This window comes from Klebsiella sp. MBT K-1 (assembly GCF_002556465.1).
Lineage (GTDB): Bacteria > Pseudomonadota > Gammaproteobacteria > Enterobacterales > Enterobacteriaceae > Klebsiella > Klebsiella grimontii.
Window position 1 is genome coordinate 21112 of record NZ_PDEL01000026.1, and the last position, 21476, is coordinate 42587.

17 protein-coding genes are annotated in these 21476 nt (G+C 60.7%); 6 read left to right on the plus strand and 11 right to left on the minus strand.

All coding sequences use genetic code 11. The features are described from left to right. Positions 1–7: 7 nt before the first annotated feature. The 4 genes from eutC to CMQ96_RS26915 all read right to left on the minus strand — a co-directional run bounded on the left by eutC (position 8) and on the right by CMQ96_RS26915 (position 5251). Positions 8–784 (minus strand): ethanolamine ammonia-lyase subunit EutC, encoded by a 777-nt coding sequence (eutC, locus tag CMQ96_RS26895; RefSeq protein ID WP_049089388.1) that lies wholly within the window; start codon positions 782–784, stop codon positions 8–10. After that, on the minus strand, positions 781–2169 hold the full coding sequence (locus CMQ96_RS26900; protein WP_098067584.1) for an ethanolamine ammonia-lyase subunit EutB: 1389 nt from the start codon (positions 2167–2169) through the stop codon (positions 781–783). Before CMQ96_RS26900 ends, eutC begins: the two co-directional genes overlap by 4 nt. 11 nt (positions 2170–2180) lie before the next feature. Further along, positions 2181–3560: an ethanolamine permease gene (gene eat, locus CMQ96_RS26905; protein WP_098067585.1), complete on the minus strand. Its 1380-nt coding sequence runs from the start codon at positions 3558–3560 to the stop codon at positions 2181–2183. 308 nt (positions 3561–3868) lie between these two features. Continuing rightward, positions 3869–5251 carry a glycoside hydrolase family 28 protein gene (locus CMQ96_RS26915; RefSeq protein ID WP_098067586.1) on the minus strand — a complete coding sequence of 461 codons (1383 nt, stop codon included), beginning with the start codon at positions 5249–5251 and terminating at the stop codon, positions 3869–3871. A 229-nt stretch (positions 5252–5480) separates the two neighbouring features. Here CMQ96_RS26915 and mmuP point away from each other — a divergent pair, with 229 nt between their 5' ends. Both mmuP and mmuM read left to right on the plus strand, forming a co-directional pair. Beyond that, on the plus strand, positions 5481–6887 hold the full coding sequence (gene mmuP, locus CMQ96_RS26920; RefSeq protein ID WP_024359090.1) for an S-methylmethionine permease: 1407 nt from the start codon (positions 5481–5483) through the stop codon (positions 6885–6887). Beyond that, positions 6874–7806: a homocysteine S-methyltransferase gene (gene mmuM, locus CMQ96_RS26925; protein ID WP_024359089.1), complete on the plus strand. Its 933-nt coding sequence runs from the start codon at positions 6874–6876 to the stop codon at positions 7804–7806. The genes mmuP and mmuM overlap by 14 nt, the downstream gene beginning before the upstream one ends. Positions 7807–7895: 89 nt before the next feature. On the opposite strand, the gene fbpC is transcribed toward mmuM, so the two are convergent. From fbpC to CMQ96_RS26955, 6 genes are all read right to left on the minus strand, one after another. After that, entirely contained in the window at positions 7896–8942 is a 1047-nt protein-coding gene (gene fbpC / locus CMQ96_RS26930) for a ferric ABC transporter ATP-binding protein (RefSeq protein ID WP_004133729.1), read from the minus strand. 11 nt (positions 8943–8953) lie between these two features. Continuing rightward, positions 8954–11032, minus strand: coding sequence for an iron ABC transporter permease (locus CMQ96_RS26935; RefSeq protein WP_098067587.1), 2079 nt, complete (start codon positions 11030–11032; stop codon positions 8954–8956). Positions 11033–11101: 69 nt separating this feature from the next. Beyond that, positions 11102–12133, minus strand: a complete 1032-nt coding sequence (locus tag CMQ96_RS26940) for an ABC transporter substrate-binding protein (RefSeq protein ID WP_004133724.1) — start codon at positions 12131–12133, stop codon at positions 11102–11104. Beyond that, positions 12133–13458, minus strand: coding sequence for an MFS transporter family glucose-6-phosphate receptor UhpC (uhpC, locus tag CMQ96_RS26945; protein ID WP_224239970.1), 1326 nt, complete (start codon positions 13456–13458; stop codon positions 12133–12135). Before uhpC ends, CMQ96_RS26940 begins: the two co-directional genes overlap by 1 nt. Positions 13459–13518: 60 nt before the next feature. After that, on the minus strand, positions 13519–15060 hold the full coding sequence (locus CMQ96_RS26950) for an MASE1 domain-containing protein (protein WP_064371480.1): 1542 nt from the start codon (positions 15058–15060) through the stop codon (positions 13519–13521). Then, positions 15060–15689, minus strand: a complete 630-nt coding sequence (locus CMQ96_RS26955; RefSeq protein WP_004133720.1) for a response regulator transcription factor — start codon at positions 15687–15689, stop codon at positions 15060–15062. The genes CMQ96_RS26950 and CMQ96_RS26955 overlap by 1 nt, the downstream gene beginning before the upstream one ends. A 252-nt stretch (positions 15690–15941) precedes the next feature. Here CMQ96_RS26955 and tauA point away from each other — a divergent pair, with 252 nt between their 5' ends. From tauA to tauD, 4 genes are read left to right on the plus strand one after another with little or no spacing between them, the layout of a single operon-like run. After that, entirely contained in the window at positions 15942–16904 is a 963-nt protein-coding gene (tauA, locus tag CMQ96_RS26960; RefSeq protein ID WP_098067588.1) for a taurine ABC transporter substrate-binding protein, read from the plus strand. Between the two features lie 11 nt (positions 16905–16915). Continuing rightward, positions 16916–17683, plus strand: a complete 768-nt coding sequence (gene tauB, locus CMQ96_RS26965) for a taurine ABC transporter ATP-binding subunit (protein ID WP_024359085.1) — start codon at positions 16916–16918, stop codon at positions 17681–17683. Beyond that, positions 17680–18507 carry a taurine ABC transporter permease TauC gene (tauC, locus tag CMQ96_RS26970; RefSeq protein WP_098067589.1) on the plus strand — a complete coding sequence of 276 codons (828 nt, stop codon included), beginning with the start codon at positions 17680–17682 and terminating at the stop codon, positions 18505–18507. Before tauB ends, tauC begins: the two co-directional genes overlap by 4 nt. Continuing rightward, the gene (tauD, locus tag CMQ96_RS26975; protein ID WP_004133713.1) at positions 18504–19355 is read left to right on the plus strand and encodes a taurine dioxygenase; all 852 of its coding nucleotides are present in this window, start codon (positions 18504–18506) and stop codon (positions 19353–19355) included. The genes tauC and tauD overlap by 4 nt, the downstream gene beginning before the upstream one ends. Before the next feature lie 196 nt (positions 19356–19551). Here tauD and CMQ96_RS26980 read toward each other — a convergent pair whose 3' ends face one another. After that, positions 19552–21270, minus strand: coding sequence for a lysophospholipid acyltransferase family protein (locus CMQ96_RS26980; RefSeq protein WP_098067590.1), 1719 nt, complete (start codon positions 21268–21270; stop codon positions 19552–19554). Between the last annotated feature and the right edge of the window lie 206 nt (positions 21271–21476).

Consider the following 21476-nt stretch of genomic DNA (forward strand, 5'->3'; position numbering starts at 1 on the left):
TGACTTATTATTTTAATTGGCTCAAAGGTTTTATTTTTCCATGCAGCGCCGGATTATCGCTTTCATCTTTCAGGCGCACCCCGGTAAGCCGCCGCAAAAAGGCCTGCTCCAGCAGCCAGGCCAGCTTAAAAGCGGCGGCATCAAAGCTCAGCCCTTCCGGACGAATATTAGAAATACAGTTGCGCTCCGACTCCAGCCGCTGGCGATGCGGCTGCCAGGTTAAATACACCCCGAGGCTGTCCGGCGAGGAGAGCCCGGGCCTTTCGCCAATTAATATCGCCACCGCTCTGGCCTTCAGCGTTTCGCCTATATCATCGCCGAGCGCGACCCGCGACTGGTGCGCCAGCACCACCGGGGCGAGGCTCAGCCCGAGGGTTTTCAGGTACGGCAGCAGAGCGCGGATCAGCGGCACCGCCTGGCGCTGCACGGCGTACGACGACAGCCCGTCGCCAATCACCAGCAGCAGGTCGGCGGGGCGTGCGCCGCTGGCGGCGAGGTCGGCGCGGCTCTCCTCGTTCAGCTGTCGCCCGAGATCCGGGCGATTCAGATAAATATGGCGATCGCTGGCGGCGCTGCGCACGGTCAGCGTCGACAGCCCCAGCTCCACCAGCGGCTGGACTAACTGGTCGCTGGCGAAAGGCTGGTGGATAGCGTCGCGCGCCCGGGCGTGGGCGAGGCCGAAATTCAGCACTTCGCGGGTCGGCAGGCTGGCGCCGCTGCGGCCCAGCGCAATCCGCGCATCGGTAAATTCGCGCAGCGGGTTCCAGGCGTCGGGAGGGTTCATACCGGTTCTCCTTGCGGCAGGACGGAAAGCAGCGGATGGCGGGCATCGGTCAGACGCAGCGCGCCGTGGCGGTCAATAATCTGCATCTTCGTTAGCCAGTCGGCGAACTCAGGCGCATGTTGCAAACCCAGCAGACGGCGGGCGTAAAGGGCATCGTGGAACGAAGTGCTTTGGTAGTTGAGCATAATATCGTCAGCCCCCGGCACGCCGATCAAAAAGGTCAGTCCGGCGGCGCACAGCAGCGTCAGCAGGGTATCCATATCGTCCTGATCCGCTTCGGCGTGATTGGTGTAGCAAACGTCGCAGCCGATAGGCAGCCCCATCAGCTTGCCGCAGAAATGATCTTCCAGCCCGGCGCGGATAATCTGCTTACCATCGTACAGATACTCCGGGCCGATAAAGCCCACCACCGTATTGACCAGCAGCGGCTCGAAATGGCGGGCGACGGCGTAGGCGCGGGCTTCGCAGGTCTGCTGATCAACGCCGTGGTGGGCGTTGGCGGAAAGGCAGCTGCCCTGGCCGGTTTCAAAATACATCACGTTGTTGCCCAGCGTGCCGCGGTTCAGGCTAAGCGCCGCTTCTTTGGCCTCCTGCAGCAGCGCCAGATTAATGCCGAAACCGCTGTTGGCGGCTTCGGTACCGGCCACCGACTGGAACACCAGATCCACCGGCGCGCCGCGTTCAATCAGCTGCAGGGTGTTGGTGATGTGGGTCAAAATGCACGACTGGGTGGGGATGGCGAAGCGCTGAATAATATCGTCGAGCATATGGTTCAGTTGCGCCAGCACCGGCAGGCTGTCGCTGGCCGGGTTAATGCCGATCACCGCGTCTCCGGCGCCGTACAGCAGGCCGTCGAGCATGCTGGCGGCGATGCCTTTCATATCATCGGTCGGGTGATTGGGCTGCAGGCGCACGCTCAGGCGCCCCGGCAGGCCGATAGTGTTGCGAAAACGGGTCACCACCCGGCATTTGCTGGCGGCGAGGATCAGATCCTGATTGCGCATCAGCTTGCTGACCGCGGCGGCCATCTCCGGGGTTATCGCGCGGGCGACCTGGCGCAGCGCCGCTTCGTCGGTGGCGTCGTCGAGCAGCCAGTCGCGAAAATCGCCGACCGTCAGATGACGAATCGCCGCGAAGCCCCGGGCGTCGTGGGTATCGAGGATCAGCCGGGTCACCTCATCCTGCTCGTAGGGGATCAGCGGATTATCGAGAATCTCGGTGAGCGGAACCTCCGCCAGCGCCATTTTTGCCGCCATCCGCTCTTCGGCGGACCCGGCGATAACCCCCGCCAGCGCGTCGCCGGAACGCGCGGGAGAGGCTTTCGCCATCAGCGTTTTCAGACTATCAAAGCGCCATACCTGGCCCGATAGCGTAGTTTTATACATGTGTCGCCTCCTCAGGAGACCGTACGCAGCTGCGGATCCACCGCCGCGCGCTGGCGGGCCGCTGCGGTCTTGCGAAACCACAGATAGCCGCCGAGCATCATGGCGGCGAAAATCAGCGCCAGCAGCGGGTTGTACCAGACCATCGCCACCAGGCAGAGTACCGCCATCGCCAGGGCGAAGGCCGGCGCCCACGGATAGAGCGGCGCGCGGAACGGTCGAATCAGCTTCGGCTCGCTGCGGCGCAGTTTAAACAGCGCCGCCATCGAGGTGATATACATAACAATAGCGCCAAATACCGACATCGTAACGATACAGGCGGTCAGCGGCATCCCACTAATAGTGATCAGCGAATCGGAGAAAATGGCGGCGATGCCGACCACGCCGCCGGCGAGGATCGCCAGATGCGGCGTGCGGGTGCGGCGGTTCAGCGTCGCCAGGCTGGCGGGGAGATAGCCCGCGCGCGCCAGCGAGTAAATCTGTCGCGAGTAGCCCATGATAATGCCGTGGAATGACGCCACCAGGCCGAACAGCCCCAGCCACACCAGCATATGCAGCCAGCCGCTGCTGTTGCCGACCACCATTTTCATCGCCTGCGGCAGCGGGTCGTTAATATTGGCCAGGGTTCGCCAGTCGCCCACGCCGCCGGCAAAGATCATCACGCCAATCGCCAGTACGGTCAGGGTCAGAATGCCGCCGCCCAGCGCCCGGGGAATGGTGCGCTGCGGATCTTTAGCCTCTTCGGCGGCCATCGATGCGCCTTCAATCGCCAGAAAAAACCAGATAGCAAACGGGATGGCGGCAAACATGCCCGGCAGCGCCAGGCCGCTGAAGCTCTCCGCGCCCGCCCAGCCGTTAGCGGTAAAGTGGCTCCACGAGAAGCCCGGCGCGACCACGCCCATAAATACCAGCAGCTCGAAGATCGCTAATAACGTCACCACCAGCTCAAAGGTGGCGGCAATGCCCACGCCGAGAATATTCAGCGTCATAAAGATAATATAGGCGCCGCAGGCTACCCATTTGGGTTCGAGCGCCGGAAACTGCACGTTAAGGTAGGCGCCGATGGCCATGGCGATGGCGGGCGGGGCGAAGACGAATTCAATCAGGGTCGCGAAGCCGGCGATAAACCCGCCGGTCGGGCCAAAGGCGCGGTAGGCGTAGGCAAATGGCCCGCCCGCATGCGGAATGGCGGTGGTCAGCTCGGTAAAGCTAAAAATAAAGGCGCAGTACATCGCGGCGATGGCCAGCGCGACGATCATAAAGCCCAGCGTCCCGGCCTGGGACCAGCCGTAGCTCCAGCCGAAATACTCCCCGGAAATAACCAGCCCAACGGCGATCCCCCATAAGCGGAAACTGCCGAGCGTTCTTTTTAGCGTTGTGGTTTGCTCTGTCATGTTCGTTGCCTCGCCAGATAAAGATATCGGGAGAGTTGCAAAGAGAATGCCAGGGCATACCGCTGATAAACGCGGCGGTTTAAGAACCTATCCCATTAGGGCTATCTTATTTGCCAGTTTGGCCCTGGGCAGTGCTCAGAGTCCTCACGTACTACGTGTACGTTCCGGTTCTTGCGCGCTGTCCGTGTCCAAACTGTCTGCAACGATTACGCCTGTTGGGATAGGCTCTACGCCAACGAGGATCAAAAAAGGGGCAGACCGCGCCCGGCGGGAGAGTCGCCGTGGTGCAGCTGCCCGCAAATGTGGCGTTACTGGTGCACGATGGCGCCAGCGTCTTTTTGAATTACCGGGCCTGCTTTCACCTGCAGGTTAAGTCCTTTACTCTCCAGCTCGGCGTTGCGAATGCGCAGGCCGCGGTCGGCTTCAATATTGACGTTGCTAAAATGGAAACCGCTGAGCGGCGCTTCCGGGGTACCGATAATATAGGCCGCCGCTTTGCTGTCGCCGGTGGAGGTTAAATTCTCAACGGTGATATTGCTGAAGTGCGGGGTCTTGTATTTGTCGAAGGGCTGTTTCGGGTCGCTGTCCGGCGGATAGATCTGCTCGCCGAGGGTAAAGCCGCCCGCCTGCAGCAGCTTATCGACCTCGGCCTGCACAATCGGCGCGGCTTTGTAATAGGCGGAGAACACCAGCGGCACCTCAACGTTATGCATTCTGGTGTTGCGGTAGACGATATTTTTTACCTCGCCGCCTTTGCCGCGCGGGCTTTTAATTCGAATGCCGTACATCGAACCTTCGAAAGTATTATTTTCCACCAGTACGTTATTCACGCCGCCTGCGCTCTCGCTGCCGATGGAGATCCCGCGCCCCTGCTTCAGAGTGTTGTTGGCGATATAGATGTTATCCACCACGCCGTCCGGGAAGCGCGGGTCGGCTTTCTCCGCCTTGATGGCAATATGGTCGTCGTTACAGTCGATATAGTTGTTGGTAATACGGATATTCTGGCTATCGATAGGGTCGATGGCGTCGGTGTTTGGCGCATGCCACGGTGAAAGAATACGCGTGCCGTTGATATCGACATCGTGCGCGTAGCGGGTGACGACGTGGAAGCTGGGTGAATGGGTGAGGGTCACGCCGTCAATAAGCACGTTGCTGGCGCGGGTGATATAAATCAGCCGCGGCCGGTCGGTACCGCCTTTCTTGCCGGTGGCGCGGATATTTTCCCGCCAGCGCTCCCACCATACCGCGCCCTGGCCGTCGATAGTGCCTTCACCGACGATGGCCACGTTTTGCGCGTCGGCGATGCTGATAAACGGCAGCCAGCCGTTCTCCGCTTCGGCGTATCGGGTTTTATCATCGCCGCGATAGGCGGCCTCTTCGGTTGAGGCCACCAGGGTGGCGTCTTTCTCCAGCTTAAGCTGAATATTGTTTTTCAGAAACAGCGGGTTGGTCAGGAAATTGCCTTTCGGCACCCGCACCGTTCCCCCTCCGGCGGCAGCGCAGTCATCAATCGCTTTTTGAATGGCATCGGTGTTGAGCGCGATTTGCAGCCGGTGGCCCTCTGCGCCGTAGTGGGTGATATCACAGACTTTATCGGGAAACTTCACGGAACTCGCGGCCTGAGCGGCGTGCAGCGGTAGAAGGCCGACGGCGGCAGCGGCGGCCCACAGAGGCAAAGCGCGGGGTATCATGGCATTATCCTTTTCTGGTTTATTGTTTTGTAAAATTAGCACCAGTGTTTTGATTTGTTGAGTGCGGCGATCACGATTTCTCTTTTGTCGTTATTCTGCCCATAAGTGGCGATGATGATTTGGGCGAATGCATAGATGACAGGCCCGGCGGCTTTGCAATTTGGCGATAGGCGGGGTATAAGGAATCTCTTATCTGGATGTTTAGATGTCTATACGCCCATGAGGTCAAATGCAAACAACACAACAACAAGGTGGGCAGCTTAAGCGCACCATGAAGACCCGCCACCTGATCATGCTGTCGCTGGGTGGCGTTATTGGCACAGGGTTATTCTTTAATACCGGCTATATCATCTCCACCACCGGAGCGGCGGGCACGCTGCTGGCCTATCTGATCGGCGCGCTGGTGGTCTGGCTGGTGATGCAGTGTCTGGGCGAACTCTCGGTGGCGATGCCGGAAACCGGGGCGTTTCACGTCTACGCCGCACGCTATCTCGGCCCGGCGACCGGCTATACCGTGGCCTGGCTCTACTGGCTGACCTGGACCGTGGCGCTTGGCTCCAGCTTCACCGCCGCCGGATTCTGCATGCAGTACTGGTTCCCGCAGGTGCCGGTATGGGTCTGGTGCGTGGTGTTCTGCGCGGTGATTTTCGCCCTCAACGTTATCTCTACCCGCTTCTTTGCCGAAGGTGAATTCTGGTTCTCGCTGGTGAAAGTGATCACCATTATTGCCTTTATCATTCTCGGCGGGGCGGCGATCTTTGGCATTATTCCGATGCAGGATGGCTCGCCGGCGCCGGGGCTGCGCAATATCACCGCCGAAGGCTGGTTCCCGCACGGCGGTCTGCCGATCCTGATGACCATGGTGGCGGTCAACTTCGCTTTCTCCGGCACCGAGCTTATCGGCATTGCGGCCGGGGAAACGGAAAATCCGCATAAAGTCATTCCGGTGGCCATTCGCACCACCATCGCCCGGCTGATTATCTTTTTTATCGGCACCGTCTTCGTGCTGGCGGCGCTGATCCCGATGCAGCAGGCGGGGGTAGAGAAGAGCCCGTTTGTGCTGGTGTTCGAAAAGGTCGGCATTCCTTACGCGGCGGATATCTTTAACTTCGTGATCCTGACGGCGATTCTGTCGGCGGCCAACTCCGGCCTCTACGCCTCCGGTCGGATGCTGTGGTCGCTCTCCAATGAAAACACGCTGCCGGCCTGTTTTACCAAATTGACCAGGAACGGCGTGCCGCTGACGGCGATTTCGGTGAGCATGCTCGGCGGCGTGCTGGCGCTGTTCTCCAGCGTCGTGGCCCCGGATACGGTGTTTGTCGCGCTGTCGGCGATTTCCGGCTTTGCGGTGGTGGCGGTATGGCTGAGCATCTGCGCCTCGCACTTTATGTTCCGCCGCCGTCATCTGCAGCAGGGGAAGGCGCTAAGCGAACTGCACTACCGCGCGCCGTGGTATCCGCTGGTGCCGGCGCTGGGATTTGTCCTTTGCCTGGTGGCCTGCGTGGGTCTGGCGTTTGACCCGAGTCAGAGGATTGCGCTGTGGTGCGGGATCCCGTTCGTGGCCCTGTGTTATGGTGCGTATTATCTGACTCGTTCACGGAAACTCACTCAGGAGCCTCAACATGTCGCAGAATAATCCGTTAACCGCCCTCCTTGACGCAAGGCCCTTTATCCTGCTGGACGGCGCGATGGCGACGGAGCTGGAAGCGCGCGGCTGTAATCTTGCCGACAGCCTGTGGTCGGCGAAAGTGCTGGTCGACAACCCGGAGCTTATCCGCGAAGTTCACCTCGACTATTTCCGCGCCGGCGCGCAGGTGGCGATCACCGCCAGCTATCAGGCGACGCCGGCGGGCTTTGCCGCCCGCGGGCTGGATGAAGCGCAGTCGAAAGCGCTGATCGGCAAAAGCGTCGAGCTGGCCCGCAAGGCGCGGGAGGCGTACCTGGCGGAAAACCCGCAGGCGGGCGCGCTGCTGGTTGCCGGTTCGGTCGGGCCGTACGGCGCCTACCTGGCGGACGGCTCGGAGTATCGCGGCGATTATCTCCGCAGCCATGAAGAATTTCAGGCGTTTCATCGTCCGCGCGTGGAAGCGCTGCTCGACGCCGGGGCCGATCTGCTGGCCTGCGAAACCCTACCCAACTTCGCCGAGATTAAAGCGCTGGCGGAGCTGCTGACCGCGTATCCGCGCGCGCGGGCGTGGTTCTCGTTTACCCTGCGCGATGCGCAGCACCTCAGCGACGGCACGCCGCTGCGGGAAGTAATTGGTGTGCTGGCAAACTATCCGCAGGTGGTGGCGTTGGGAATTAACTGTATCGCGCTGGAGAACACCACCGCCGCGCTGGCGCATCTGCATAGCCTGACGGCGCTGCCGCTGGTGGTTTATCCTAATTCCGGCGAGCACTATGACCCGGTCTCCAAAACCTGGCATCACCACGGCGAAGCCTGTGAAACGCTGGCGGGATATTTACCCCAGTGGCTGGCGGCGGGGGCGAAGCTGATTGGCGGCTGCTGCCGCACGACGCCGAAGGATATTGCCGAACTGAACGCGCGGCGTTGAGTTTGCGCCGGGTGGCGGCTGATGCCTTACCCGGCCTACAACCTGCACGAACCGTAGGCCGGCTAAGCGTGAGCGCTACCCGGCCTCAATCACCCAGCGTCCGCTAACACAAACATCCCGTACGGATGGATTTCGAGATAATAGTGCTCGCCGACGTCCGGCTGCAGACGGGTGGCGTTAACCTGCAATAAGATCTCCTGCCCGTGCCACTCTACCGTCACCTCATACTGCGGCCCCATATAGGCCACGTGGCGGATCGTGCAGCGCTGGCTCTCCTCGCCGCGATCGCTCAGGGTGATCGCCTCCGGGCGGACGCCGACGCTGCCCTCGCCGTGGGCGGCAAAATGCGGCGGCCTCGGCAGCCGATAGCCATAAATATCGACAAAATCCTCGCTGAAGGCGGCCGGGAACAGGTTGGCGTCGCCCATAAAGCTCGCCATAAAGCGCGACGCGGGCTGGCGGTAAAGCTCCTGCGGCGAGCCGATCTGCATGATATGCCCCTTGTTCATCACCAGCACGGTATCGGAAACCGCAAAGGCTTCGCTCTGATCGTGGGTCACGTACAGCGAGGTGATATCAAACTGCTTTTGCAGTTCGCGGATCTTATCGCGCATGCTGCGCCGCAGGTTGGCGTCGAGGTTACTCAACGGCTCGTCAAACAGCAGCACCTTCGGCTTGAGGATCAGGGCGCGCGCCAGCGCCACGCGCTGCTGCTGGCCGCCGGAGATCTGATCGACATAGCGGTCTTCGAATCCTTCCAGATCGACCATCGCCAGCGCCTCTTTCACCCGCGCTTTCACGTCGCCGCGCGGCACGCCAAGCATTTTCAGGCCGTAGCCGACGTTATCCCCCAGCGACATATGCGGGAACAGGGCGTACGACTGAAACACCATACAGATATCGCGCTGCTGAATGGAGCGATGGGTGACGTCTTCACCGTCGATGTAAATCTGCCCTTCGCTCGGTTTTTCCAGCCCGGCCACCAGGCGCAGGATGGTGGTCTTGCCGCAGCCGGAAGGGCCGAGCAGCGTCACCATTTGCCCCTGCGGGATGGTGAGGTTGATATTGTCGATAACCATGTTGCTGCCGAATCGCTTGGTGACGTTGCGCAGCTCAACAAAATTTTTCTGACTCATAGAGCGCTCCATTACGCCTGGTTTTTGGCTTTTGAACGGGAGATACGCGCTTCCCCGATCAGCCAGTCAAAGAGGAAAATAATCGCCAGCATCACAACGATCAGAATCGATCCGTAGGCGATCGCCACGCCGTATTCGCCGTCTTCCACCCGGTTGAGGATATAGGCGGTAGCGACGCGGGTGTCCGGCGTCACGAGGAACACAATGGCGCTGACGGTGGTAATGGCGCGCACAAAGCTGTAGATCAGCGCCGAGAGGATCGCCGGGCGTAGCAGCGGCAGCAGAATGTGCGTAATGGTGCGCAGGGAACCCGCGCGCAGGCTGAGCGAGGCTTCGTCGAGCGATTTGTCGATCTGGCCTAAACCGGCAATGCCCGCCCGAATGCCCACCGGCACGTTACGCATCACCATCGAGATAATCACTATCGCCGCCGTTCCGGTGAGGTACACCGGCGCGCTGTTAAAGGCGAGAATATAGGAGACTCCCGCCACGGTGCCCGGCACCGCGAAGCACAGCATGGTGGTGAACTCGATGGTCTTTTTGCCTTTAAACTGCTGACGCACCACGATCCAGGCGATCAGCAGGCCGAAGGCGGCGGTGATCGGCGCGGCGATCCCGGCATACAGCAGAGTATCGAGCAGCGAAGGCCAGGCGCCGTCACTCATCCCCTGGCCGAACAGCTTGATAAAGTTATCCAGCGTCAGGGTGTAGTCCACGCCCCAGTTAACGGTAAAGCTGCCGTAGAAAATGCTGCCGTAGAGCAGGGCATTGAAGGCGATCCACACCGCCAGAATGGCGATCACGCTCCACACCAGGGGCACCGGCAGCGGCTGCACGTCGCCGCGATAGGACTTGCCGGAAACCGTGACGTACGAACGCTTGCCGATCCACATATACTGAATGCAGAACACCAGCAGCGAGAACAGCAGCAGGAACGCGCCGAGGGTACTGGCGGCCTGATAATCGAGCTGCGAACCGGTGATATAGAAGTAGATTTGCGTCGCCAGCACGTCGAAGTTGCCGCCGAGCACCAGCGGGTTGCTGAAGTCGGCCAGCGACTGAACGATGACGATTAAAAACGCGTTCGCCAGCGCTGGTTTCAGCAGCGGGACGAAGACGCCGTTGAAGGTCTGCCAGCGGCTGGCGCGCAGGGTGTACGACGCCTCCTCCAACGACGGATGAATGGTCTTAATCGCGCCGTCGAGGATCATAAACGCCATCGGGGTGAACGCCAGCACCTGCGCCAGCCAGATGCCGGTAAATCCGTACAGCCAGTTGGTGTTGGTTAAGCCGAACCAGTCGACCATCAGTTCGGTGACGTAGCCGGAACGGCCCATCATCAGGGTGACGCCGAGGCCGACGACAAACGGCGGGGTGACGATCGGCAGAATCGAGAAAATGCGGCCGATAATCGCGCTGCGCTTCGCGATGCGGGTGGTGTAAATCGCCAGCACCAGGCCAAAGAAGGTGCAGCCGACGCCTACCGCAATTGACAGGCCGATCGAGTTAATAATGACCTGGACAATATGCGCCTGCGACAGCACGGCCATAAACGCCAGCGGAGCAAATTCGCCCGCGTCGTTGGTGAACATCGGGATAAAAATAGCGATGCTCGGCCAGACGATAAAGACGCCGATTAACGCCACGATGGCGACCAGCGAACCGATCACAAAGCGGTCGCCGCCCAGCCATTCCAGGCGGGTGAGCGCCAGGGTCATGATGGCCCCCAGCGCGACAAACAGCACGATGGTGGCGTAGCCTAACCCGCGGCCTTCCACGGTGGCGCTGACGACGATAAACGCCATACATAAAAACGCCCAGCCGGCATCGAGATAGTGGCGGCTGCGCTGCTCCCGCCTCGCCTCCTGCCATGGACGAATCAGCAGCAGGCTCGGCAGCAGATACCACAGCCAGCTGATATTCAGCTGTGACCAGCCGTAGGCCGCGAGAATTTCATCGCTCGTGGACTCCAGCAGACCGTAATCCAGGCTCCAGCTCGGCAGCAGGGCAAACGCCAGCCAGCCGAATAAAACCCAAAGGAATATCGCATCCCGCTTTTTCACGGGATGGAGTGCAAGCGTGTGTGACATAAGTTTTCCGGTGTCGTAGGCCGGGTAGGGCGTTGATGCCGCCACCCGGCAAATGAACGCAATGCGGGCTTATTTACCCATCTTCACTTCGCTAACCCATTTATTGATGAGCGCTTTACGCACGTCCGTTGAGCCGTATTTATCCATGTCATAGTTGATGAGCTTCAGGTCGTCGAGCTTCAGCGAGTTCGGCGAGGTTTCGGCGGTGGTGTTGGTCAGGATCTGATAAGACTTACCTTTCTTCCACGCCAGCTCCTGGGCCTCTTTCGACAGCACCCAGTCGACAAACAGTTTGGCGTTGTCGAGGTTGCGCGCGCCCTTCAGGATACTGACGCCGCCAATTTCATAGCCGGTGCCTTCGCACGGCGAGATCAGCTCCAGCGGCGCGCCCTGTTCTTTTTCCAGCGAATAGTCGTGCAGGAAGCCGATGCCGATGGCCGTTTCACCGCGGGCGGCGTTGCGCGCCGGGGCGATACCGGATTTCGTGTACTGGGAGACGTTAGCGTTGAGCTGTTTAAGATAATCGAAAGCCTGATCGTCCCCCCACAGCTGGGCGAAGGTCGCCAGCGCGGTGTAGGCGGTGCCGGAACTCTGCGGGTCGGCAATCTGGATTTCGCCTTTATATTCCGGTTTGGTCAGATCTTTCCAGCATTTCGGCACCGGCAGATTTTTCTCTTTCAGGCGCTGGGTGTTCACGCCGAAGCCGAGAATGCCAACGTACACCGCCGAGGAGTAGTTGCCTTTCAGCTTCGCCGGATCGCGGAACTGCTCCATGACCTGCGTAAGATTCGGCGATTTATAGGGCTGCAGCAGGCCCATTTCACCGGCCTGGGACTGCGGGTCGAGGGTGCCGCCGTACCAGACATCCGCCTGCGGGTTTTTCTTCTCGGCATCGACCTTCGCCAGCGTGCTGCCGGAACCGTTGCGAATAAATGAGGTTTTCACGTCATATTTTTCGCCGAAGGCTTTGGTTTCCGCCTCACACATTTCGTTGGTGGCGCTGCAATAGACCACCAGACGACCTTTGGCGTGCGCCGCGCCGCTTAACGTCGCCAGCGCAATGCCGGAAGCAATCAGGGTAGTGACCAGCGTTTTTTTCATTATTTTATCCTTTGAGCAGCAGAGGTAGTAATGCTCGCCATCAGCAGCGGCATCAGCAATAAACCCATCAGAACTGCGGCGACCGAGAGCAAACTGAACATCCCCGACCAGCCGTAGCGTTCAATGACCAGCGACAGAGGCCAGCCCGCCAGCGCTGCCCCCAAATAGGCGAACAGGCCGAGAAATCCGCTGATGGAACCCGCCGCCGCTTTGTGTCCGCACTCCACCGCCGCGAGGCCAATCAGCATTTGCGGGCCAAAAACGAAGAAGCCCACCGTAAAGAAACAGACCGCCAGCAGCGCGTAGTGGTGCACCGGCGCCAGCCAGAGCGCGGCGACGGAGACCATCAGCCCCAGCGTGAACAATAAAATCATCGGCGCCCGCTGGCCGCTGAACAGCAGATCCGAACCCCATCCGGCGAACAGCGCCCCGAGCAGGCCGCCCGCTTCAAACAGCATCACCGTGGCGTTGGCGCTGAGCAGATTGACGCCGTGGCTCTCCGTCAGCCAGATGTTGCCCCAGTCGTTGAGCGCGATGCGGATCAGGTAGACCAGCACGTAAGAGACGCCCAGCAGCCAGATCATCGGATTCTTCAGCATCGTGGTGCGCAGCATCTGCCATAGCCCCATCGGCGGGCTTTGCCGCTCCTGGCGCAGCTCCAGCGGGTCGTTACGCCAGCTGCCTACTGAAGGCAATCCCTCTTCGCGGGGCGTTCCTTTCAGCTGTAGCGTTAACCAGATGCCTGATGCCATGCTGATCATCCCCGGTGCCAGCATCGCCGCCTGCCAGCCCCACCAGTGGGCGGCAAAGGCGCTAATCAGCGGGATAATCGCCCCGCCGATATTGATCGACATATTCCAGCAGCCCCACCAGAAGCCGCGTTCGTTGCGCGAGTACCAGTGGGTCAGCAGGCGGGCGCAGGGAGGCCAGCCCCAGCCCTGAAAAAATCCGTTCAGCGTCCAGACCGCCAGCAGCAGCGTCAGCGACTCGCCGAAGGCGAACACCACGTTCAGTAAACCGGTGGCGAACAGGCCCGCGCCCATAAACCAGCGCTGCCCGTGGCTGTCGTGCCACAGCCCGGCGGCAAACTTCGACAGGCCGTAGGTCAGATAAAACAGCGACCCCAGCAGGCCAATATCGCCTTTATCCAGCCCCAGATCCGTTTGCAGCGCCGGCAATACGTAGTTGACGCTTTTGCGCGTCAGGTAAAACGCCGCATATCCGATGACCATGTACATCAGCAGCTGCGGACGCAGCGTCCGGTAATGGTGATTGATGTCGGTTGCTGAGCGTGCGTGCATAGCCGTCTCCGTTTTGCTGACTATATGAAAGTGAAATCGAAAGGGGATGAGAGAAAGTCCGCAGTGACTAAGACTTTTTCCTGGTTAGCCGGCTGTTTGTTGCAAATTTGTGGGCAAGTTAACAATTACGCGTGTGCCGCGCTGCGACTCCAGCGTCAGCTCTCCGCCGAGGGCGCTGACCCGTTCACGCATGCCCTGAATGCCGAAGCCGGCCATTTGGTCGGCGCGAAGTCCGATGCCGTTGTCTTTTACCTCCAGGCGCAGCAGCGCGCCCTGCTGAAACAGGGCAATGGCGACTTCGCTGGCGTCGGCGTGCTTACAGACGTTATTAAGCAGCTCCTGCAGCAGCCGATAGAGGGTGAAGCGTACCGTTTCGCTCTCCGGCGTGGCGGTGAGCCGGTAGTCAAAGCGGCAGCGGATACCGCGCTCGGCAAAGGCAAACTCATTGAGCAGATGGTGCAGCGCCTCTTTAAACGACAGCTCATCGAGGGCCGGAGGGCGCAACTGGCGCAGCAGCTGGCGGGTGGAGTGGTGAATGCGTCGGGCGAGATCGTTAATCTGGCTGGCGGCGGCCTGAGTTTGCGCCGGATCGCGCGCCCGCTTTACCAGCTGCGACTGGATCTGAATGGCGGTAATATTCTGGCCGATTTCATCGTGCAGCTCGCGCGCCAGGCTTTTGCGCGTATCCTCTTCGGTATGGATCAGCTTTTCGGCCAGCGCCCGCCGCGCCGCCAGCTCCGCTTCCAGCCGTTGGCGATAGTGGTGCAGGTTTTGCGCGAGGTGCTGCTGGCGGCTGATGGCAATCCCCAGCCCGATGCCGAGCAGCGCCTGGGTGGCCAGAAAAATCTCCAGCTCCACCAGATTGCTGAATCCAACGCCAACCTGGCGGGCGATGGTGATCATCATGCTGCCCAGCAGGCCGGAAAGGACGCCGCCCTGCCAGCCGAACTTCCACGCCATCACCACGTTAGGCAGAAATACCACAATCAGCAGCAGGCGCTCGATTTCCGGCGACAGCACCATTTGGGTGCCGATACCGATGATAAAGAACAGGCTGCACCAGATGATCAGCGAGGTGCGCAGCGGCGGATTGTTGGTATCCAGCCCCAGCAGGTGGTAGCGGTGCTGCTGGCGCAGGAATTCAAAGATCAGATAGACAAACGGCGTCAGCAGCACGCCGCCGGTAAACGAGGCCAGGCCGAGCATCATCGCCGGGCTTTTCACAAACGGCGACAGCAGGGCGGTGTTGAGTAATGCGCTGGCGGTAACCGTGGCCAGCAGCAGCGTCAGCCGCTGCCAGTAAAGGGGGAAGCGGTGCCAGAACTGCTGGGCGATGCCGGCGGGGAGCAGGCCGATCAAGGGCGCGGCCAGCAGAAGATAGCCGTTCAGCAGCTGTTCGCCGTGCAGCCAGAGCAGCATCAGCATGGGAGGCAGCGCCAGCGCGGGCCAGTAGCGGCGCGAAAGCAGGATCAGCAGCGCCAGATAGACGCCGTGTGGCAGGAACAGCGCCGCCTGCTGGCCGTTATGGGTCAGGTAAAACCCGAGCGTCCACAGCATTAGCCAGCCGCTTCCCCAGGCCAGCACGATGAACAGCGAAATCACCCCGTGGCGAAGGCTGCGCGACATTAATGACCCGCCAGCAGCTGGTGGTCGAGGGCGAAATGGACCAGATCAATGGTGCTGTGACACTGCAGTTTGCCCAGCACGTTGGCGCGATGGACGTGCACCGTCTTATGGCTGAGCTCGAGCTTGAAGGCGATCTCCTTGACGCTGTCGCCTTTAACCAGCAAATCAAAGACTTCGCGTTCACGCGGGGTGAGCACCTCCAGCACTTGCGCCGGTTGCTCTCCGCCGCGCAGCGCCCGCAGCGCATCGGCGCACAGGTAGTGTCCGCCCATACCGACGGAACGCACCGCCTGCACGAGCTCCTCCGGGCCGCAGCGTTTGGTCAGATAGCCGCTGGCGCCGGCATCAAGTGCGCTCTGCACGAAAGTGGGGGTGTCGTAAATACTGAGAATGATGGCGCGGAACTGCGGCTTTTGCGCGCGCAGGCGCTTTAGCAGGCTCAGGCCGTTCTCATCCGGCATGGCGATATCCATGACCGCCACGTCGACATCGTCGCGCAGCAGCGCCGGCCAGGCTTGCGCCGAGCTGCTGAACTGGCCAACCACCTCGAGATCTTCTTCGAGGCTGAGTAACTGCGCAAAGCCTGAACGCACCACCACATGGTCATCGACCAGCACCACTCGAATCATGTTTCTTCTCTCTTAGCGCATCATGGTTCTATGATGCCTGCCGCCGCTGCGCTGGCAATCAATCAGGCGCAGTTATGCAATCCAAGTAACAGAATCGCAATAAAAGCCAGGTCGCGGTTTTTGTGAAAATTAACTAACCATTGCCATTTTTTTTCTAAAAACGCTTTGTTCTTAGCAAGAATTTTTAATTACTTCATCAAACGCATCGCGCCGGAAATACTGCACCCATAACAACTATGGGAAGCAGACACTATGGCACTATCATCGCGTATCACACTCATTGCCGCGCTGGCGCTGGCGGCATTTCAGGCCCAGGCGGTCAACGTCACCGTGGCGTACCAGACCTCCGCCGAGCCGGCGAAAGTCGCCCAGGCGGACAACACTTTCGCTAAAGCCAGCGGGGCGACCGTCGACTGGCGCAAGTTTGACAGCGGCGCGAGCATCGTGCGGGCGCTGGCTTCCGGCGACGTGCAGATCGGCAACCTCGGCTCCAGCCCGCTGGCGGTCGCCGCCACCCAGCAGGTGCCGATTGAAGTGTTTCTGCTGGCCTCAAAGCTCGGTAACTCCGAAGCGCTGGTGGTGAAGAAGAGCATCACCAAACCGCAGGACCTGATCGGCAAACGCATCGCCGTTCCTTTTATCTCCACCACCCACTACAGCCTGCTGTCGGCGCTGAAGCACTGGGGGATTAAACCGGGCCAGGTGCAGATCCTTAACCTGCAGCCGCCGGCGATTATCGCCGCCTGGCAGCGCGGCGACATTGACGGCGCCTACGTCTGGGCGCCAGCGGTTAACTCGCTGGAAAAAGAGGGCACGGTTCTCACCGACTCGTCGCAGGTGGGCGAGTGGGGCGCGCCGACGCTGGACGTGTGGGTAGTACGCAAAGACTTTGCCGAAAAGCATCCTGATATTGTCAAAGCCTTCGCCAAAAGCGCCATTGACGCGCAGCAACCCTATATCGCCAACCCGGACGAATGGCTGAAGCAGCCGGAAAACATCAGCAAGCTGGCGCGCTTAAGCGGCGTACCGGAAGCCGACGTGCCGGGGCTGGTGAAAGGCAATACCTACCTGACCGCCGCCCAGCAGGCGCAGGAGCTGAACGGGCCGGTGAATAAAGCCATCATCGACACCGCGAAGTTCCTTAAAGAGCAGGGCAAAGTGCCCGCCGCCGGCAGCGACTACAGCCAGTACGTTACCGACCGTTTTGTAAAGTAAAGGGGGTCATGATGCTGCAAATCTCGCATCTTTCCGCCGACTACGGCGGTAAACCAGCGCTGGCGGATATCAACCTGACGCTGGACAGCGGCGAACTGCTGGTGGTGCTGGGGCCCTCCGGCTGCGGTAAAACCACGCTGCTAAACCTAATTGCCGGATTCGTGCCTTATCAGCACGGCAGCATCACCCTCGAAGGCCAGCGGGTTGAAGGACCGGGAGCCGATCGCGGCGTGGTCTTTCAGCATGAAGGGCTGCTGCCGTGGCGCAACGTGCAGGATAACGTCGCGCTCGGGCTGCAGCTGGCCGGGGTCGACAAAACGCAGCGCCGGGCAACCGCCGCGCGGATGCTGAAAAAAGTGGGCCTTGAAGGGGCGGAAAAACGCTTTATCTGGCAGCTCTCCGGCGGCCAGCGTCAGCGGGTCGGCATTGCCCGCGCGCTGGCGGCAAATCCGCAGCTGCTGCTGCTCGACGAGCCCTTTGGCGCGCTGGATGCCTTTACCCGCGAGCAGATGCAAACCCTGTTGCTTAGCCTGTGGCATGAGACCGGTAAGAAGGTACTGCTGATCACCCACGATATCGAAGAGGCGGTGTTTATGGCCACCGAACTGGTACTGCTCTCGCCGGGGCCGGGGCGCGTGCTCGAACGGCTGTCCCTCGATTTTGGCCGCCGCTTCGTCGCCGGTGAATCCTGCCGCAGCATTAAATCGGACCCGCGGTTTATCGAACAGCGCGAATACGTCCTCAGCCGGGTATTTGAACAACGGGAGGCTTTCTCATGAGCGTGGTCATCAATGACAAACCGCGTCAGCGGGGACTGAAGTGGCGCTGGCCGCTCTCGCGTCAGCTCAGCCTGAGCGTGGCGACCCTGGTGGTACTGCTGGCTATCTGGTGGGCCGTTGCCGCCCTGCAGTTGATTAGTCCGCTGTTTCTGCCGCCGCCGGGACAGGTATGGCAGAAACTGATCGCTATTGCCGGTCCGCAGGGCTTTATGGACGCCACCCTCTGGCAGCACCTGGCGGCGAGCCTGACGCGTATCGTCATCGCGCTGCTGGCGGCGGTGCTGCTCGGCGTGCCGGTGGGGATCGCCATGGGGCTGAGCACCACGGTGCGCGGGATCCTCGACCCGCTGATCGAGCTTTATCGCCCGGTGCCGCCGCTGGCCTATTTACCGCTGATGGTGATCTGGTTCGGCATCGGTGAGACCTCCAAGATCCTGCTGATCTACCTGGCGATATTCGCGCCGGTGGCGATGTCGGCGCTGGCGGGGGTTAAGAGCGCCCAGCAGGTGCGCATTCGCGCCGCGCAGGCTTTAGGCGCCAGCCGGGCGCAGGTGCTGTGGCTGGTGATCCTGCCCGGCGCGCTGCCGGAGATCCTCACCGGCCTGCGTATTGGGCTTGGCGTGGGCTGGTCGACGCTGGTGGCCGCGGAGCTGATTGCCGCCACCCGCGGGTTAGGTTTTATGGTGCAGTCCGCCGGTGAGTTCCTCGCCACCGATGTGGTGCTGGCCGGTATCGCGGTGATTGCCATCATCGCTTTTTTACTGGAACTGGGGCTGCGCGCGCTGCAGCGTCGCCTGACGCCCTGGCATGGAGAAGTACAATGAGCGAACGTTTAAGCATTACCCCGCTGGGGCCGTATATTGGCGCGCAGGTATCCGGCGTCGACATCACCCGCCCGCTGAGCGACAACCAGTTTGAGCAGCTGTATCACGCGGTGCTGCGCCATCAGGTGGTGTTCCTGCGCGAGCAGAACATCACTCCCGAGCAGCAGCGCGATCTCGCCCTGCGCTTTGGCGACCTGCATATTCATCCGGTCTATCCGCACGCGCCCGGCGTGGATGAGATTATCGTTCTCGATACCCACGACGATAATCCGCCGGATAACGATAACTGGCACACCGATGTCACCTTTATTGACACGCCGCCCGCCGGGGCGATCCTCGCGGCAAAAGAGCTGCCTTCGACCGGCGGCGATACCCTGTGGACCAGCGGTATTGCGGCGTATGAGGCGCTCTCCGCGCCTTTGCGCCAGCTGTTAAGCGGCCTGCGCGCGGAGCATGATTTCCGCAAATCGTTTCAGGAGTACAAATACCGCAAAAGCGAAGAGGAGCATCAGCGCTGGCTGGAGGCGGTGGCGAAAAATCCGCCGCTGCTGCATCCGGTGGTGCGCACCCATCCGGTGACCGGGAAGCAGGCGCTATTTGTCAATGAGGGCTTTACTACCCGCATCGTCGACGTGACGGAGAAAGAGAGCGAGGCGCTGCTCGGCTTCCTGTTTGCTCACGTCACTAAACCGGACTTCCAGGTACGCTGGCGCTGGCAGCCGAACGATGTGGCGATTTGGGATAACCGCGTCACCCAGCACTACGCCAACGCCGATTACCTGCCGCAGCGGCGCATTATGCACCGGGCGACGATTCTCGGGGATAAACCCTATTACCGGGCGGGGTAATGGGTGTAGCCCGGCCGCGCGCCGCGGAGAAAAGCGGAAGCGGTATTGCGCGCGGCTTCCCGGGGGCAGCGCATGACGCGCCTTGTCCGGGCTATCGGTCCGCAGAACGCTGTAAACCCGTAGCCCGGCTAAGGCGCAATGCGCCGCAAGCCGGGATACAACCTACGATAAACGCGCCGCCTCCGGGAAAAGGCTTTTATGCCGATTTTTGCGCGTCCAAATGCGTGCCAATATAGCGCTGATAGCGGTTGGCCTTCAGATAGGTCAAATCCACCAGCACCAGCCCATCCACGCAGTTGTTGAAATCCGGATCGCTGCCGAAATCGATAAACTGCACGCCGCCCGGCTCGCAGACTTCTGAATACTGCTTATACAGCGGCGGGATCGCGCAGCCGAGGTTGCCGAGCAGGGACTTCAGCCGCGCCAGATCGTCGTTGTAATCTTCTCCGCCAAACTGCGCCAGCACATCGGGCAGCGAGGCCGGATAAGGACGGCGCGACTCCGCCAGCGGATGCGTCGCCGGGAACCACAGTCGATAGAACGCGACCAGCAGATCGCGCGCCGACGGCGGCAGCCCGCCGGAAATCGACACCGGGCCGAACAGATAGCGATAGTGCGGATAGCGCGCCAGATACGCGCCGATGCCGGACCACAGGTAGTCCAGCCCGCGGCGGCCCCAGTAGCGCGGCTGGATAAAGCTGCGCCCCAGCTCTATACCGTGTTGCAGAATATCGTCCATCCGCGCGTCGTAATGGAACAGGCTGTAGCTGTAGATGCCGTTCAGGCCGCGCTTTGCCAGCTGCATCGCGGTCGGCATAAAGCGGTAGGCGCCGACGATTTCAAGGTCTGCTTCATCCCACAGAATCAGATGCAGATAGTCGTCGTCATAGCCGTCAACGTCGCGTCGTTTGCCGCTGCCTTCCCCCACCGCGCGAAAGGCGATTTCCCGCAGGCGGCCCAGTTCGCGCAGCACCGGCGCATCTTCCTGGCCGTGGCGCTGCCAGAGATAAATCACTTTGCCGTCCGCCGTGCGCCCCAGGGTTTCCGCCCGGCCCAGTTCGCGCTTGAGCAGGGCGCGGTCTTCGGGACGGGCGATAGCGCTTTCGCTTTTAAATACGCCGGGCTGCCCCTTTGAAAGCAGTTGCAGGTGGTGATAGCAGCGCTCGGTCAGCTCGCGCGTAGAGCGCTGGGGATCGAACCAGCTTGACCAGGCAATCTGTTGGCCGAAATTAACCGGCAGGCTGCCGTTGCGGCGACGAAACATTTGCTGCATCAGCAGCAGCAGCGGCAAGCTATCGGAAATCAACGTGCTGGCGTAAAACAGCGCGCTGTTGCGCGCGCGGATCCACGCCGGCAGCAGCGGGGCGCGATATTTCGCCGCCAGCTTAATAAATCCGGAGTGCCATTTTTTATCGCGAATGCCGCGTCGGGTGAGGCGTGAAACTTCGCCTGCCGGGAAGAAAATCAGCACGCCGCCGTTTTGCAGCTGCTGGTCCATCTGCTGCAGCGCCGCTTTGGCGGTTCGGCCGTTGATATTATCGACCGGAATAAACAGCGAGCTCAGCGGTTCAAGGTGGGTCAGCATGCGGTTGGTGACCACTTTGACGTCGCGGCGCACGCGGGACACCGCGTAGAGCAGGGCCAGTCCGTCGAGGGTACCGGTGGGGTGGTTGGCGATAATGACCAGCGGGCCATATTCAGGGATTTGTTCGAGATCGTGCGCCGGGATAGCACAGCGAATATTGAGATGTTCGAGCACCTGTTCGACCGTATCCAGTCCTTTCAGGTGATGATGACGCGCGGCAAACTGCTGAAACTCTTCCTCATGCAGGAGCTTTTTCAGCACCTTTTTCTGCCAGGGGGCTGGCTTTGCCTGAGGCCACAGGTCATCGATAACATTGTCGAGACTAAACATAGCGGCACCTCCTCCGTCCTGCCCAGACAGTAGAAGGCGCAGATGTCGCTCAGATTACAGTTGGGTGAAGATTTGGGATTGGCGGGAACCGCGGAGGCTGGTAGCAGGTAGATACTGTGAACGCCTGCAACTCTTTTCACCACTGTCATCTTCTCCGGCTCCCGGATGACAGGCACAACAACGACAGCGACATCCCGCGCTGTCGT

Bases quoted from the DNA above. Each gene is read 5' to 3' on its own strand.
- eutC (WP_049089388.1), bottom strand. From the start codon at position 784: ATGAACCCTCCCGACGCCTGGAACCCGCTGCGCGAATTTACCGATGCG.
- CMQ96_RS26900 (WP_098067584.1), bottom strand. From the start codon at position 2,169: ATGTATAAAACTACGCTATCGGGCCAGGTATGGCGCTTTGATAGTCTG.
- eat (WP_098067585.1), bottom strand. From the start codon at position 3,560: ATGACAGAGCAAACCACAACGCTAAAAAGAACGCTCGGCAGTTTCCGC.
- CMQ96_RS26915 (WP_098067586.1), bottom strand. From the start codon at position 5,251: ATGATACCCCGCGCTTTGCCTCTGTGGGCCGCCGCTGCCGCCGTCGGC.
- mmuP (WP_024359090.1), top strand. From the start codon at position 5,481: ATGCAAACAACACAACAACAAGGTGGGCAGCTTAAGCGCACCATGAAG.
- mmuM (WP_024359089.1), top strand. From the start codon at position 6,874: ATGTCGCAGAATAATCCGTTAACCGCCCTCCTTGACGCAAGGCCCTTT.
- fbpC (WP_004133729.1), bottom strand. From the start codon at position 8,942: ATGAGTCAGAAAAATTTTGTTGAGCTGCGCAACGTCACCAAGCGATTC.
- CMQ96_RS26935 (WP_098067587.1), bottom strand. From the start codon at position 11,032: ATGTCACACACGCTTGCACTCCATCCCGTGAAAAAGCGGGATGCGATA.
- CMQ96_RS26940 (WP_004133724.1), bottom strand. From the start codon at position 12,133: ATGAAAAAAACGCTGGTCACTACCCTGATTGCTTCCGGCATTGCGCTG.
- CMQ96_RS26950 (WP_064371480.1), bottom strand. From the start codon at position 15,060: ATGTCGCGCAGCCTTCGCCACGGGGTGATTTCGCTGTTCATCGTGCTG.
- CMQ96_RS26955 (WP_004133720.1), bottom strand. From the start codon at position 15,689: ATGATTCGAGTGGTGCTGGTCGATGACCATGTGGTGGTGCGTTCAGGC.
- tauA (WP_098067588.1), top strand. From the start codon at position 15,942: ATGGCACTATCATCGCGTATCACACTCATTGCCGCGCTGGCGCTGGCG.
- tauB (WP_024359085.1), top strand. From the start codon at position 16,916: ATGCTGCAAATCTCGCATCTTTCCGCCGACTACGGCGGTAAACCAGCG.
- tauC (WP_098067589.1), top strand. From the start codon at position 17,680: ATGAGCGTGGTCATCAATGACAAACCGCGTCAGCGGGGACTGAAGTGG.
- tauD (WP_004133713.1), top strand. From the start codon at position 18,504: ATGAGCGAACGTTTAAGCATTACCCCGCTGGGGCCGTATATTGGCGCG.
- CMQ96_RS26980 (WP_098067590.1), bottom strand. From the start codon at position 21,270: ATGTTTAGTCTCGACAATGTTATCGATGACCTGTGGCCTCAGGCAAAG.